Source organism: Lacipirellula limnantheis (assembly GCF_007746075.1).
Taxonomy (GTDB): domain Bacteria; phylum Planctomycetota; class Planctomycetia; order Pirellulales; family Lacipirellulaceae; genus Lacipirellula; species Lacipirellula limnantheis.
Window position 1 is genome coordinate 5002717 of the sequence record NZ_CP036339.1, and the last position, 14872, is coordinate 5017588.

Annotated in this window: 15 protein-coding genes; 8 read left to right on the plus strand and 7 right to left on the minus strand. The window is 63.3% G+C overall.

Annotated elements, in window-relative coordinates; all coding sequences use genetic code 11:
• Window positions 1–276 precede the first annotated feature (276 nt).
• From I41_RS19445 to I41_RS19460, 4 genes are all read left to right on the plus strand, one after another.
• On the plus strand, window positions 277–1290 hold the full coding sequence (locus I41_RS19445) for an aspartate-semialdehyde dehydrogenase (protein ID WP_145434590.1): 1014 nt from the start codon (window positions 277–279) through the stop codon (window positions 1288–1290).
• Window positions 1291–1379: 89 nt separating this feature from the next.
• Complete coding sequence (gene truA, locus I41_RS19450; protein WP_168207032.1) at window positions 1380–2204, plus strand: tRNA pseudouridine(38-40) synthase TruA; 825 nt, start codon at window positions 1380–1382, stop codon at window positions 2202–2204.
• Between the two features lie 158 nt (window positions 2205–2362).
• Window positions 2363–3247 (plus strand): serine/threonine protein kinase, encoded by an 885-nt coding sequence (locus tag I41_RS19455; protein WP_145434592.1) that lies wholly within the window; start codon window positions 2363–2365, stop codon window positions 3245–3247.
• Window positions 3248–3447: 200 nt separating this feature from the next.
• The gene (locus tag I41_RS19460; RefSeq protein ID WP_145434593.1) at window positions 3448–4425 is read left to right on the plus strand and encodes an acetyl-CoA carboxylase carboxyltransferase subunit alpha; all 978 of its coding nucleotides are present in this window, start codon (window positions 3448–3450) and stop codon (window positions 4423–4425) included.
• Between the two features lie 487 nt (window positions 4426–4912).
• Here the strand turns inward: I41_RS19460 and I41_RS19465 are convergent, their stop codons facing one another.
• Complete coding sequence (locus tag I41_RS19465; RefSeq protein ID WP_145434594.1) at window positions 4913–5623, minus strand: CvpA family protein; 711 nt, start codon at window positions 5621–5623, stop codon at window positions 4913–4915.
• A 382-nt stretch (window positions 5624–6005) separates the two neighbouring features.
• Between I41_RS19465 and I41_RS19470 the strand changes: the two genes are divergently transcribed.
• A complete protein-coding gene (locus tag I41_RS19470; RefSeq protein WP_145434595.1) occupies window positions 6006–6899 on the plus strand; it encodes a metal-dependent hydrolase in 894 nt (297 codons plus the stop codon).
• A gap of 169 nt (window positions 6900–7068) precedes the next feature.
• Here I41_RS19470 and dtd read toward each other — a convergent pair whose 3' ends face one another.
• Window positions 7069–7515: a D-aminoacyl-tRNA deacylase gene (gene dtd, locus I41_RS19475; RefSeq protein WP_145434596.1), complete on the minus strand. Its 447-nt coding sequence runs from the start codon at window positions 7513–7515 to the stop codon at window positions 7069–7071.
• 315 nt (window positions 7516–7830) lie between these two features.
• Between dtd and I41_RS19480 the strand changes: the two genes are divergently transcribed.
• On the plus strand, window positions 7831–8739 hold the full coding sequence (locus I41_RS19480; RefSeq protein ID WP_168207034.1) for a ZIP family metal transporter: 909 nt from the start codon (window positions 7831–7833) through the stop codon (window positions 8737–8739).
• A 161-nt stretch (window positions 8740–8900) separates the two neighbouring features.
• On the opposite strand, the gene I41_RS19485 is transcribed toward I41_RS19480, so the two are convergent.
• Window positions 8901–9905 (minus strand): YheT family hydrolase, encoded by a 1005-nt coding sequence (locus tag I41_RS19485; RefSeq protein ID WP_145434598.1) that lies wholly within the window; start codon window positions 9903–9905, stop codon window positions 8901–8903.
• A gap of 348 nt (window positions 9906–10253) precedes the next feature.
• On the opposite strand from I41_RS19485, the gene I41_RS19490 reads away from it, so the two are divergent.
• Complete coding sequence (locus I41_RS19490) at window positions 10254–10964, plus strand: hypothetical protein (RefSeq protein WP_145434599.1); 711 nt, start codon at window positions 10254–10256, stop codon at window positions 10962–10964.
• Window positions 10965–11021: 57 nt separating this feature from the next.
• Here the strand turns inward: I41_RS19490 and I41_RS19495 are convergent, their stop codons facing one another.
• From I41_RS19495 to I41_RS19505, 3 genes are all read right to left on the minus strand, one after another.
• Window positions 11022–11204, minus strand: a complete 183-nt coding sequence (locus I41_RS19495; RefSeq protein ID WP_145434600.1) for a hypothetical protein — start codon at window positions 11202–11204, stop codon at window positions 11022–11024.
• A gap of 161 nt (window positions 11205–11365) precedes the next feature.
• On the minus strand, window positions 11366–11950 hold the full coding sequence (locus I41_RS19500) for a hypothetical protein (RefSeq protein ID WP_145434601.1): 585 nt from the start codon (window positions 11948–11950) through the stop codon (window positions 11366–11368).
• A 13-nt stretch (window positions 11951–11963) separates the two neighbouring features.
• Complete coding sequence (locus I41_RS19505; RefSeq protein ID WP_168207035.1) at window positions 11964–12212, minus strand: putative signal transducing protein; 249 nt, start codon at window positions 12210–12212, stop codon at window positions 11964–11966.
• A 334-nt stretch (window positions 12213–12546) separates the two neighbouring features.
• Here I41_RS19505 and pdxA point away from each other — a divergent pair, with 334 nt between their 5' ends.
• Window positions 12547–13614 (plus strand): 4-hydroxythreonine-4-phosphate dehydrogenase PdxA, encoded by a 1068-nt coding sequence (gene pdxA / locus I41_RS19510; RefSeq protein ID WP_145434603.1) that lies wholly within the window; start codon window positions 12547–12549, stop codon window positions 13612–13614.
• A gap of 51 nt (window positions 13615–13665) precedes the next feature.
• On the opposite strand, the gene I41_RS19515 is transcribed toward pdxA, so the two are convergent.
• A complete protein-coding gene (locus tag I41_RS19515; RefSeq protein ID WP_145434604.1) occupies window positions 13666–14688 on the minus strand; it encodes a hypothetical protein in 1023 nt (340 codons plus the stop codon).
• Window positions 14689–14872 lie beyond the last annotated feature (184 nt).

The following is a 14872-nucleotide window of genomic DNA, read 5'->3' on the forward strand; positions in this document are numbered from 1 at the left end:
GATTCACAGGGCAGGGCAGGGGAGTGGCAGCTTCCATCTTATCAACCCCGCTGCCGCCCCACCGGTTTCGAAAGCCCAACGGGGTCGGGAGCCCTTTGACCATGGGAAATCCGCCAGCGCGCTAGCAGTCCCTCACGGCTCGCGCGAACATTGTTCGCCCCCCGCGGGTCGCCTATACTGCGAAGTTTACTCCACCGGTCCAGGGCGAAGCGGTAGGCGGCCGCCCCGGTCCGAGCGTTCCAACGGTCGCCCCCGCGTGCTGGGAGATTTTTCGCCGTGTTCGAGACGATTGCCATCGTAGGCGCCACCGGCGCCGTCGGACGCATTATCCGTCAGCTTCTTGAGGAGCGCGAGTTCCCCTACCGGAACATTCGCTTTCTCGCCTCGAAACGCTCGGCCGGCACGAGCATCACGTTCAAAGGCGAAGACTTTCTCGTCGAAGAGATGACTCCTGACGTGTTCGAGGGCATCGACCTCGCCATCGGCAGCACCCCCGACGAAACCGCTAAGGAGTTCTGTCCCTGGGCCGTCGAGCGCGGCTGCGTCGTCGTCGACGAGAGCGGCTACTGGCGGATGGAACCCAAGGTGCCGTTGGTGGTGCCCGAAGTGAACCCCGAAGCGATCGAAGGTCATCAAGGCCTCATCAGCAGCCCCAACTGTTCAACCACTCAGATGGTCGTGGCCATGAAGCCGCTCCACGACTTCGGCCGCATTCGCCGCGTCGTCGTCAGCACCTATCAGGCGACCAGCGGCGCCGGCGTGAAGGGGCAGGAAGATCTGAAGGCCGGGACGCGCGCGTTCCTCGCTGGCGAGGACTACCAGTATCAGGCCTTCAAACACCCCATCGCGTTCAACCTCGTGCCGCAGATTGGGTCGCCGAAGCATCAGGGCTACACGAGCGAAGAAATGAAGATGGTTCACGAGACCCATAAGATCTTCGGCGACGACTCGATCCGAGTTTGCCCAACCTGCATCCGCGTGCCGGTCGACAACTGCCACAGCGAAAGCATCCTCGTCGAAACCGATAAGAAGATCACTGTCGCCCAAGCCCGCGAACTGTTCGCCGCGACGCCGGGCATCAAAGTGGTCGACGATCTCGACAGCGGCAAGTACCCGATGCCGGCGCAATGCGACGGCGACGACGCCGTCTTCGTCGGCCGCATCCGCGAAGACCTCTCGAGCGACAACGGCCTCGCCTTCTGGTGCGTGAGCGACAACCTCCGCAAGGGCGCCGCGACGAACGCCGTGCAGATTGCGGAGCTGCTGGTGAAATCGCAGGCGGCGGTGTAAGGAGAATGACGAAGCACGAATGACGAATGTCGAATGAGCTCAAATTGGTCCATTCGTCATTCGTCATTCGGTAATTCGTCATTTGGTCATTGCCTAGTTTTAAGATCACGCTCGCCTACGACGGCGCTGCTTTCTCCGGCTGGCAGGCGCAGCCTGGCCGGCGGACGGTGCAGGGTGAACTTGAACGGGCGTGGCTGGAGATTACCGGCGAGACGGTTCGCCTGAACGCCGCCGGCCGCACTGACGCCGGCGTTCATGCGGCAGGGCAGGTCGTGAGCGTCGAGTCGACGACTACCATCCCGCCGGAGTCCCTCGTTCCCGCGCTCAACTCAAAGCTTCCCGAAGACGCCGCGGTGCAGCTTGTCGAATGCGTTGCCGACGGCTTCCACGCGACGCACGACGCGAAGTTTAAACGTTATCGCTACACGATCTACAACGACGCGCGGCGGCCCGTCTTCTGCCGCAACTACGCGTGGCATATTCCCACGCCGCTCGACGTCGTCTCCATGCAGGTCGGCGGCGCCCACATGGTCGGCACGCACGACTTCGCCAGCTTTCAATCGGTCGGTTCCGAACGCGATTCAACCGTCCGCACCATCTTCGCCGTCGACATCCTGTCTCCTGCAGCCCCGGGCTCCGCCCGGGGGTCGGCTCGCCCGCCGACGACGCTTGGCCCCAACGACCTGCGCAACGCCCCCCGGGCGGAGCCTGGGGCTGCAATCATCACCATCGACGTCGAAGGCGACGGGTTCCTCTACAATATGGTCCGCACCATTGCCGGCACGCTGGTGGAAGTCGGCCGCGGCAAGCGGCCGCCCGAATGGGTCGCCGAAGTCATCGCCGCCAAGGACCGCTGCGCTGCCGGCCAAACGGCTCCGCCTCACGGCCTCTGCTTGCAGTGGGTCGCGTACTAGCCGCGGGTCAAGAAAGCCAGGGCAGGGGGGCGGCGCGGGGAGAAAGCTCGACCTCCGCCCATATTTCGCCATCCGGCGGTAACGGTTAAACTGATTATTCACCGTCGGCTGCAGTTGCGACCGGCTTGCCCAGTTCCGTCTCGATCCCAGCCGTCGCCATGTCAGCCGGTCGCGAATTCGTCGGTAACTACCGGATGTTTCATCTCATCCGCGCCGGCGCCATGTTCGAAATTTGGGCCGTCCGCCCGATGGCGGAGACGACCGCGTACGCCATGAAATGGCTGCCGCCCGGTTCTCGCTACGACCGATCGACCGTCGCCCAGCTGAAGCATGAATACGACGTCGGCAAGGCGCTCGATCACCCGTCGATCATCAAGACCTACGACTACGGCGACAGCAAAAAGGACGGCGCCTACGTCGTGATGGAACTCTTCAAGACGCCGAACTTGAAACAACAGATTCACGATCAGCTCGACAGCCTCCACTGGCGGCTCGACACCATCCTCATGGAATGCGCTCAGGCTCTGGAGCACATGCACCGGCGGGGTTGGGTCCATCGCGATATCAAGCCGGATAATTTTCTCGTCGACGAGAACAACCACATCCGGCTAATCGACTTCACGCTGACGATGAAGATCAAGACCGGCATTGGCAAGATGTTCGGCGGCAAGATGCCGGTCGCCGGCACCCACAGCTACATGCCGCCCGAACAGATCCGTGGCCAAGCGTGCGACGCCCGCGCCGACATCTACAGCTTTGGCTGCATGGTCTATGAACTGATCACCGGAAAGCTGCCGTTTACCGCGACCAGCCCGGCGGAACTGTTGAACAAGCATCTCAAGCTGAAACCGCCGTCGGTGCAAATGCTCAACCGCAACGTCCACAATGACTTCGCGAACCTAGTCGGCCGCATGCTGGCCAAAGAACCGAAGGATCGCCCCGAATCGCTGATGGAATTCATGCGCGAACTCAAAGCAGGCCGCGTCTTCCAAATCAAACCCAAAAAGCCGCTTCCGAAGGTTGAAGAACCTAAAGACGATTAACCACGAAACACACGAAAAAAGACGAGAAGAAGAAAGAATCTGCAACCGCCGATGAACGCGGATAAACGCAAATAAGGATTGATTGGATAAGATTTTCCCCAAATTCGAATCTGCGTTCATTAGCGTTCATCTGCGGTTACTCAACTGTCTTCTTTTCGTTCCTTTCGTGTGTTTCGTGGTTTAAAAGAGAACCTTAAAATATGGCCACCACCTTCCAACTCCCGTTCGAACAACCGATCCACGAAATCGAAGCCCAGATCCGCGACCTCGAAAGCGCTGATCCGAAGAACGGCGACGCACGCGAACAGATTCGCGAGCTGCGCAAGCAACTCAACGAAACGATGCGGTCGATCTATAAGAATCTCGACCCTTGGGAAACCGTTCGCGTCGCACGCCATCCCGAACGACCGATGTTCACGGACTACGTCGACCTCGTGTTCGACGAATTCGTGGAGCTCCATGGCGACAAGTTCTTCGGCGACGACCGCGCACTGCGCACCGGCTTCGCGAAGCTCGACGAGTTCAAGGTGATGCTCGTCGGCCATCAAAAAGGCAAAACGCTCAAAGAGCGAAACGAGTGTTACTTCGGCTGCGCCCATCCCGAAGGCTACCGCAAGGCGATGGAGAAGATGGAGCTCGCCGCCAAATACGGCCTGCCGATCATCGCGATGATCGATACGCCCGGGGCTTATCCCGGCATCGGCGCCGAGGAACGCGGCCAAGCTCAAGTGATTGCCGAAAGCATGCTCGCGATGTCGCGGCTGCCGACGCCGATCATCTGCCTGGTCATCGGCGAAGGCGGCTCTGGCGGCGCGCTCGGCATTGGCGTCGGCGATCGCGTCGCCGTGCTGGAGAATGCGTACTACTCGGTCATCAGCCCCGAAGGCTGCGCCGGCATTCTCTGGAAGAGCCACGACTACGCTCCTCAGGCCGCCCGCGCTCTGAAGATCACCTCCAAACATCTGCTCGAGATGGGCGTGGTCGATGACGTCGTCGAGGAACCCCTCGGCGGCGCCCACCGCGACCATTACCAGATGGCCGCCAAGCTCAAGCAGTATCTCACCAAGACGCTGCGCGAACTTCAGAAGTTGCCGACCGCCGAACTGCTAAATCAGCGTTACGATAAGTTCCGCAAGATCGGCCCGTATCTGGAAAACGGCGTCGCGTCGGTGAACTGATGTTGGGCCGTGAGAATTGAACATCGCTCGCCGGCAATCGCTCGCTCTGCGGAGCGAAGTTCAACTCCACCGAACGCCCGAAGTTCAACCGCCGGCCGCCCGAAATCAAAGCCAGCGGCTCCGCTGTTGGAAGAATCATCTGCGGGCAAACTACCGTTGCGTCGACCGCCGGAGCCGGTGGCTTTGATGCGTTTGCTCTTGCAGCTGAAAGTGCAGGGACGGGAGGCCAAAGGCCGCTGGAGCCGCCAGCTTTCCGCCTACCAGCAACGTCCGATAATCGTTGTTATGTTCGTTTCCGGGGCGTTTTAGGCCTGAAAACGAGGCCCTTCGCCTAAACGACAACGTCGTCAGCTAACGGGTTGACGCTGCCACGAACAACGCATCGCGAAGGCCCTTCAGCAGCGACCGTCGCTGCGAATTCGAGTGAGATATTCGGCCTCCCCTGCCGCGATCGAAACCGCCGCGGGCGCAGCTATCTGGCTGGTCGCTACTGTCGTTCGCCGCCGGTCGAGATCGGCCATGCCGGCGCATTCGGCGCCGTCGCTGGCGGGGCGTTGTTCGTCGCCGCAGGCCACGCGATGTTGCCGGCGGCCGGCCAGCCCCCTGCCCCGGCGGCCCCCCCTGCCTGTTCGCTCCAGAGCTTCTGGAGGTCTTGAAGATCCTGCTGCGGATTCGGCTGATAGCTGGGGTCGAGTCGTTCGTTGATCTTCTGAATGTACGGCCCAATGACTCCCTTGATCTCGGGCGGCGCCACCGCGTCGGCCTTGTCGAGCACCTGGACGATGTAATGCCCGCTCCGCGACGCGAGGATCTTGTCGCGCTGCGCCTGGCCGAGCAGCGAGACGGCGAAGAATGTGATCGCGATGCAGATCAGCACCCCTTTGGCGAACCCGACCAAGGCGCCCATCTGACGGTCGAACTCTTTGAGCTTCACGCCGTCGATCACGCCCGCCACGACGCGAAACAACATCCAAATCGCCAGCGAGCTGCCGGCGTAAATGATCAACATGGCCGCGAACTTGTTGAACGGCGCATGGTCGCTCACCATCGGCGCCAACTTATCGGCGAACTTCAGCGCCGCGAAGTAGCTCACCACCAGCGACGCCAGCGACGCGACTTGCCATGCCAATCCCTTCCAAAATCCAAAGATCGTGGCGACGACCAAGACTGCTAGCATCACGAGATCGTAATTCTGCATGGTGCACCCGTGGCGGGCGAAGGAGGCGGGAGGTTGCGGGACGGCGAAGTATATCGACGGCGGGCAGGGGGGCGAAGGGCAGTTGTGCTAGCAGTAGCCGCGGGTCGACGAACCGTCGGTGCTGGTTAGCGAAAAGGCAACCACGAAAACGCAAAGGCGCGAAGGACGCGCGATGAATGCACTGAGAAAGTAAGGGGGACAAGACGAACGAACTTCATGGCCAGCTAGCTCTGCCAGCTGCCATTTAGTTCCACCTTCACTCGGTGCGTTCTTTGTCCCTTCGCGTCTTGGCGGTCAGGCCGCCAAACTCTCCCTCCAGCAATTCGCTTTCTTTTGGCTACTCTTGGCGAATTCCCGCAAATTTGCGACAGTTCCGCCCCCTATGGCCGGCTTCACCACCCATATCACGACCAGCTGCACGCTCGGCGCCGGCTATGCTGCGCTTGGCGCCTACCACGGGCTGCCGATCGAAGCGAGCCTGGTGGCCGGCTGCCTCTGCGGCGTCGGCGGCATGCTCCCCGACATCGACAGCGACTCCGGCGTGCCGCTCCGCGAAACGATGAGCTTCTTCGCCGCCGTCGTGCCCATGATGCTCGTCGATCGCTTCCAGCATTTCGGCTGGAATTACGAGCAAATGGTGCTGGCGGGCGCCGCCAGCTATTTGACGGTTCGCTTCGGCATCGCCAAGCTGCTCAAGCGCGCCACGGTCCACCGCGGCATGTTTCATAGCATCCCGGCGCTGCTCATTTTCACCGGCGTCACGTTTCTCGTTAGCAACTCGACAAATCTTCATTTGCGCTACTTCAAAGCGGGCGGCGTCTTCATCGGCGTCCTCTCGCACTTGATGCTCGACGAGATCTACTCGATCGAGTGGTCCGGCGGTCGTTGGCGTTTCAAAAAATCGTTCGGCACGGCGATCAAGCTCTGGGGCGACGATCTGTGGGGCAACTTTTCCGTCTACTGGAAACTCGCCGTGGTCGTCGTGATGATTCTCAGCGAACCGTCGATCATGGAGCGCTACGGCCAGCTCTCGCCGATCATCGTCAACAATCAGGCGATCAAAAATCGGCTGGTTCACGAAGTGATGCCCGATCAGCGGCTCCCGCAACTTGCCAGCGACGGCACGAATGTGCCGTCAACGTTTCGCATTGGATTTCAACAGCCCTCAACGAGGCCGACGCCCGGCGACCAACCGGCCGTCGACGGCCTGCCGCATGACCGCACGATCTACGACACCGCTCGCCGCATCATGAAGCGGTTCAGCTGGAAAAAGTAGCCGCGGCTCAACGAGCCGCCGGAGCGGCCCTAAGAAAGATAACCACAAAGACGCAAAGGCCGCGAAGAGACGCGCAAGAACGCAGAAAGAGCGAATTTCTCCGCTTGGTGTCTTCGTGTCTTAGTGGTTCGTCTTTCATATTCCGCTCCGGCGGATCGTTGATCCGCGGCTAGCGATCTGCCGAATCAAGCAGCATCGTCACCGGCCCGTCATTGACCAGTTCGACTTCCATGTGAGTCCGAAACCGCCCGGTCGCCACGCGGATGCCGGCGGTCCGCGCCGCCGCGACGAACTCCCCATACATCCGTTCCGCCAGCTCTGGCGGCGCCGCGCCGATGAAGCTCGGCCGGCGCCCTTTGCGGCAATCGCCTAAGAGCGTGAACTGGCTCACCACCAGCAACTCGCCACCGACGTCGGCGAGCGCGAGATTCATCTTCCCCTCGCCATCGTCGAACACCCGTAAGCCGACCACTTTGTCGACCATCCAGCGCAGCTCCGCCGGCCCGTCTCCCGTCGCCACGCCGAGCAGCACGAGCAAACCACGGCCAATCTCGCCGACCGTCTTGCCCTCGACGCGGACGCGGGCCGCGGAAACACGTTGTACGCAGGCGCGCATTGCCGATTGACCTCAAGAGTCTGGAACGCTCAGTGAACTGCCACTGCAAAAGACCGAACCGCCAAGGACGCCAAGAGCGCCAAGGAAAGACATGGAAAACACTGGAACCGCCGATGAACGCAAATCAACGCAGACCAGAACACTTGCGCTCATCTGCGTTTATCTGCGGCTTCTCCCTCCCCGCATTACGTCGTGCCCGTCGCGATGCAGACGGCCGCGCCTGCCCGCAAACTTGTGCCGCGCCGAATTGCTTGCCATACTGCTCGATTCCCCCTCGCCTGTCGACCCGGACCTAGGCGGCAGCCGCCGCGATTCATGGCCCCCATCGTCCCCCTCACCTACTACTCAGTCATCATCCTGGCCGCGTCGGTCTTCGGGGGGATGCTGCCCCTCTGGTTTCGCCTGACCCACCGCGGCATGCAGGTCGCCGTCAGCTTCGTCGCCGCAATGATGTTCGGCGTCGGCATGCTCCACATGTTGCCCCACGCCCTCAGCGAAGCGCACGCGGTGAAAGCAAGCGCCGACGAGGCGGTCGATTTCACGGTGATGATGTGGGTCGTCGCCGGCTGGCTGACGATGTTCTTCATCGAGCGGTTTTTCTGCTATCACCACCACGATCTCGAAACCGACGCTGCCGGCGAGCTTCATGAACTTCACGAGCACCAGCACGACTGCGGTCACGATCATGGCCATCATCACCACGACATCACCTGGAGCGGCGCCGCGTTTGGCCTCACGATCCACAGCGTGATCGAGGGGGTCGCCCTCGCGGCCAGCGTCTACCATCGGCACGATAACTTGCCGCTCGCGGGGCTCGGAACGTTCCTGGTCATCTTCCTCCACAAGCCATTCGACTCGATGACGATCGCCATGCTGATGGCCCGCGGCGGCTGGTCGCCCCAGGCCCGCTACGCGGTCAACGGCCTCTTCGCGCTGGCGATTCCCGTGGGGATCGTCCTTTTCTTCCTCGGCATGGGGACCGAGTCGTCGAGCGGCCCGCTGCTGGCGTACTCGCTCGCTTTTTCGGCGGGGACGTTCCTCTGCATCTCGCTCAGCGACCTGCTGCCGGAGCTGCAGTTCCACGATCACGACCGGGGTAAACTTTCGCTCGCGCTGTTGCTCGGGCTAGCGCTAGCGCTGGGCGTCGGGAAGCTGGAGAGCTTGGTTCACCGTCACTCGACTGCTGCCGCCGCAACGGCGTCTGCTCTAGCGCCCAGCGATTAAGCCCCGTCGGGGCTACCAAGGCGACTTGGTCGTCATAGGCGGCATTGAACGCCGCTGCACAATCCTTCTTGGAATTCTTCGCGCGTCTTCGTGCCCGTCGTGTCTTTGTGGTTAGATTTTCTTAACGACGTTCCGGCGAGTCGTTGCCCCGCGGCTGGCGCCTAGTGCCCCGTCTCGAGCCACTCGATAATCCGCCAATCGAGCCAGCGGCGATCGGGATCGCCATTGCCGCCGCCGATGAACCCCAGGTGCCCGCCGCGCGGCACGATCACCGCTTCAACGCCGGGTCCGCGCTCGTACGCCAATAGCGGCGCCGTCGGCACCACAGGATCGTCCTCGGCGGCGATAATCAGCACCGGTTGCGACACGCGCACCAACTTCGGACCGGGCTGCGTTTGCGTGTAGTAATCGTCCGCCGAGGCGAAGCCGCCGCTGGGGGCAATCACCGTCTCGTCGATTTGACGCAATCGCTTCGGCTGCGGCGGGATGACCGCGGGAGCAATATCTGGAAATCGCGCCCAACGCGCCGTGATCTGCTGCCACAATTTCTTCACAAAGAATCGGTCATACGGCCGGCCGCCTGGCGAGTCAAAGCGCCGTTCGACGGCGAACAGATCGATCGGCGGGCAAATGGCCAGCGAGCGGACCAGATTGCCGACGCGAGTCTCCTCTGCTTCGGCCAGCAGATTGAGCGTCAAGCAGCCGCCGAGCGAGAAGCCGATGGCAAACGTCGGCGATTCAGGATGCCGCTGGGCAATATAACGGAGCGCCGCGGCGACGTCGCCCGAGCGCCCGCAATGCGTCGGCAGTTTGGCGATCCCCTCCCCTGCCCCGCAGCCGCGCATGTCGAGCCGGAACACGCGGTAACCGCGCTCAGTCAGCCGCTCCGTCATCCGGCACATGTAGGCGCTGGTGTGGCAGCCCGCTAGTCCGTGAACCAGCAGCACCGAGGGCTTGTCGGGCCGCCAACCTTCAGGGCAATCGTCGTGGAGCGCAAGCTGGTCGCCCCCCTCCGCTGCAGGCACGCCGTCGGCCTCGACGAAATGAAGTTTCGCACCGTAGGGTGCGTGCTTTCTCGGCAAGTAGACGGCAGCCACTGTCTGCAAATGCCCGCCACGAATCAGCGGGTGAGGCCGAAACTTCCAATGGTCCGTGCGAACCGGCATTGGTGAACCTGACGTCAAGTGGCGTGGCCACCGGCCCGCGGCCGGAGAAATGGTTCCCTAATTTAACAGAGTCGCACAACTGCTGTCACCTCCGATCGGATCGAGTTGCCCCCTTTTGCGATGAGTCTCTCGACATTATCGCTGTCCGCCGGCTTGAGCCGCGTATGTTTATGCCACGCAAGGCCACGCGGCTCCCGAAAGCTTTCCCCAACCGGCACGCTTTACCCGATGCGGGCGACCCTTGCGAGTCGCGCTAGCGTCGAGTCAGGCATGACCGACGCCCGATGGTCCCTATGGCGGCTCGGAACGTCTCGGCCGTCAACCGCGACTCCCCCGAGGGCCAGCGCCATGTCGACGTCGATCCGCTCCGCGACGCCCGTTTGCCTCGTTATCTGCTGGCCCCGTAGCGTGGCCTCCTCGGCGGGCCCCGCCCAGTTGCTGCGCCGTTTGGTCGAGGACCACCTGCCCGCCACCTGGGGAATTGAAACGGCCGAACAAGCGGAGGCCCTCGCCGCGCCCCAGCGGTTCGTCGAAGCCGCGCTGCTCGCACGCAAAACCAAAGCCTCGCCTCCGGGCGAAGTCATTGCCGACGGCCTGCAGCGGTTGGCAGCAGCCGGACTCGATGTCGCGACGCTATGCCTCGACGCCGAGTTGCCCCGCGGCCAGATTGAACGCCAGCTTGCTCAGCAAGGCGTCCGCGGGATGGTAACCGAGTCGGCTGCGAGCGACTCGGCATCCGTCCGCCAGCTGCCGTTTGGGATCTGGCAACTTACGCCGCAGGGACATCTACCTTCACGACGACGTTGGTTCCGCCAGGTAGGCGGCATTTCGACCGACTTCTTCAGCGCCGCCGCTGGCCCGAAGATCGCCACGATCAATCTGGCCGCGGTTGGATTGACGAGCAGCAACAGCTGGCGTGAGCTGGAAAAGGCGATTGACCAGGCGGCAACGGCGAGCGATCGGGGCCAAATCCGCATTGCTACCGTCGCTGATCTGACGGCCGAGCTCACCCTGCAAAGCGCGGCCAAGCCGCAACGCTCGATCCTGCGCGCGGCGTAACGCGCTCCGGCAACATGGCGAGCCGGCCGGCGTTGCCCGTCGGAACCCCATCGGTCGCTAGCGCACGTCCTTCATCGCATCCCAGCTCAGGTAGCCGAGCAACCCGGCCGCGATCAGCGCGCCGAGGTTCATCCGCCAGTCGGCCCCGCTGAACGGAATGCCGACGGCCCAATCTACCGCGAACAGTAGGCCAATAAGCCCTGCGACGACCATGCCTACGATCGTCAAAGCCTTCGACATGGGCGACCCAACCTGCAACCGCGGCGCGAAAGTGGAGAATTCAGGGGAGCTATTCATTGTCTGCCGGAACTCCCAAGTATAGTTACTCTCGCTAGCGTGTCATGGCCCGAATCGCCCGAGTTTCTCGCCCGGAGACACGATTCTAGCGGATATGCGGGCAACTACCCCGCGGAAGCCGGAATCGGCTCGTTTATGGCGGCTGAATCGAGGCCGCGTTCCTCCCGGATCCGGCGGACCTGGCTGACAATGCGCTCGATGACCCGCTGATTATCGGCAATGTTCAGCCATGCCCGGTAATAGGTCCAGGCGACGACGCCAAGCCCCGCAAACGCGGCGGCCAGGTGGATATCGGCCCACGCCGCCGTATCGGCCCGACCCGTTCCGGGGTCGGAGGCAGCCCCGAGGGCGCTCAGTCCCACGACCGTCAACATTCCCAGCACGCACCAGGGAAAAGTTCGCCGTTTCAGCCGGGTGCTTTCGGCCAAATCGTCTGGCGGCAGTCGGTAGGTCTCGGTGACCTCCTTGCACCAGCGGCTCGTCCCGACGAAGTAAGTGACGGCGATGCTTTCAACCAGGACGACGAACAGTGCGGCCGCGACGCCAGTCATCATGTGCCGGCCGCGCCAATCAAGCGTCGCCTGCGCCACAGGACTGGCGTACAGATCGCCGATGATCAGCCCCAGCGTCACCGCGACGCCCAGCAACATGAGCGAAAACGACGCGAGCATGGGGAAGATGCGAGTCATCGCCCTGGGCCCCCTATGCCTTCGGCTCGTCGTATTCTTGACGCCATTGCTCGATCAGCGGCTCGGCCTTCGCGCGATCGGCTGCCGCGACCCAGACTTCGATCGTGTCGAGCGTTCCCGCCTCGATGCCGCCGAACGCGCCCTGGAGCGCTTCGCCGAGAACTCGCGCCTCGACGCCCTCATTCGCCAAAAAGGCGACCAGGGCGTGAGCCTCAATGGCATTGGCCGTCTCGTACGCGAGAATGGAATCGGAATCAGACACAACAAACTCCTTTTGAGTGAGCGCCGCTCGCGGCATCGCGCCAGTCGAGCAGGCCGCGACCAATCATTCTAACCCGCCCTCGCCCCGGATGGCAGGCCGTTGCCGAGGCGCCAGGAATGCCTAAAATCAACTGGGGATTGCCGTTACCGTTTCCGCCCCCTGCCCTGCCCCTGCTAAAAACATCGAACGCCGCCACGCCCATATAGCCCCGCCGCTTGCGGCGGGTTCGCGGTCTCCGCCGCCGGCCATATGGCCGCAGCGGTTCGCAAGCACGAGCGCACCGCTCCGGCGGGTAGTTGACCCGCGGCTACCGCTCCTGACTCCTGACTCCCGCATGGCCGACGCCGCCCAAAAACCGCTCCTCGCGATCACCCTCGGCGACCCGGCTGGCGTTGGGCCCGAGGTGGTCGTCCGCGCCTGGAGCGATCCCCGCGTCCATGAAGTCTGCCGCCCCGTCGCCCTCGGCCACCCTGAAATCTTACGCCGCGCCGTCGCCCTCACCGGCTCCTCAGCGCGCGTCGAAGTCATTGATTCGGTAAGCACCATCGCGCAATTGGGGCTCGACCCCTCCGATCCCTTCCGCATCCCCTGCCTGCCGGTAGGCAGCGACGACGTCCTCGACGCTCCGCCAGCAAAACTCGATGCCCGTTCAGGCCAGGCGGCCTACGAGGCCGTCGTCCTCGCCACGCGGCGCTCGATCGCCGGCCAATTTGCCGGATTGGTGACGGCGCCCCTCAGCAAGGCCGCCCTCCACGCCGCCGGCCACCACTATCCCGGTCACACCGAGCTCTTGGCCGAGCTCTGCGGCGTCGACGACTTCGCGATGATGCTCTACCTGCCAAAGTCCGAGCTGCCCGACTCGCGCGCCGGGCTCGGCGTCGTCCATGCTACGCTCCACTGTTCGCTGCGCTCGGTGCCGGGACAGTTGAACCCCGGACTCATCGCCGCCAAGTGCCGGCTCGCCAACATCTTGATGCGCGACGGATTTGGACTCGCCGATCCGAGAATCGGCGTCTGCGCGCTGAACCCGCACGCCGGCGAGGAAGAGCTCTTCGGCAACGAGGAGAACCTCATCATCTCGCCCGCCGTCGGCATGGCCCGCGCGGCTGGCATCGCCGCCGTCGGTCCGCTGCCGGCCGACACGCTGCTGGTTCGCGCCCGCGACGGCGAATTCGACGCCGTCGTGGCGATGTACCACGACCAGGGCCACATCGCGCTGAAGCTGCTGGCGATGCACCGCGCCGTGAACATTACGCTCGGCCTCCCCATCGTCCGCACCAGTGCCGCCCATGGCACGGCATTTGACCGCGCCTGGCAAGGCTCTGCCGAAGGAAGCGGCATGATCGCCGCGATCCTCGCCGCCGCCGAGCTCGCCCGCCGAGAGTTCCGCTTCGTTTCGTAGCACCCGTGGTTGCCATGAGCCCCGTGCTCTTCAATCCGGGGCCACGACGCGCTACTGGCGCCAGGTCCCGGTGCGCTGCGTCATCTCCGCTGGCGGCTTGGCCTCCGCGGCCCGCAATTCTTCAACCACCTTGCTCGTCACGTCGTGCCACGACGGATCGGGGGGCGTGTATTGAAACAGGCTCGCTGGCATCGTCGAGCCGAAGTACTGAACATCGTAGAATTCGAACAACGCCAGCGGGTCGCGCGTCGCGAACACGCCGTGCGGATCGGTCACCAACTCGGCGTCGACCCCGCCGCGATATTCGATCAGGTACGGAAACAGCTCGCTGCTGTCGATGTATAGCAGCACATGATGCGGCAGGTGGCTCGGCCACTCCTCCGGCGCCTTCGTCGAGAGCCCCGGCCATTCTTTTTCTAACTGCTCTGGCCGCCAGGTGCCGATCACGGCGAGCATCGTCCGCTCGCCAAGCTGCATCGGCTGCGGCGAGGAAAACGTGAAGCAGCGCGCCAGGCTCGAAATCAGCTGCGACAGCCCGCCGCGGACGGCCGCGTCGCTAAAGGCGGCGATGCCGCTCCCCTGCCCTGCCCCGCTTTGCGAGCTCAGCTCCCGACGGATCGCTTCCATCCCGACGCGCGTCACCTTTCGCGTCCCCGGCAGCTTGCGGTCCGTCCACACGTATTCGCCGTCGTACACCTGCGTGACGAACGCCGGATCGGTGCCGACGTGCGTTTCGAGTTCCCACCGGGTCCGCCGCAAATTCCCCAGTCCTTGCTGCCAGTAACTCCCCTTGCCGTTGAGTCGCTCGTCCCCGACCCGAACCAGCTGGCGAACATGGGCGGCAATGTTCGGACGCCGTTCCAGCGACCGATTGATCACTTCCTGCACGAGCTGATCGCCCGAAGGCCCCCCTGCCGGCACGCTCACCGACGTCAAGGTCGGCGTCTGCAACACGGACGGCGGCTCGGCCAGATTCAAGGGTTCGATTGCCAGCGGCGCCAGCGTCCGCGCAGCCCAATAACCGCCGCCAATCGCCAGCAGGGCGATGACCAGTTTGGTTGTGAAACGGCGCAAGATGGCATTCCTCTGCCGGTTTTAGCGGATTTGCCAAAGATTCCGGCTCGCGTCTGTCGACCTTTTTACCCGGAAGCGTCTCGCGCCATCGCGGCTGCGGATGCTCTCAGGCTCGCTGTGCGGGCGGGATTGTAGTGGCGGGCGGCTCGAACCGTCCATCGCAACTCCTCGCGCCCCATCCGCG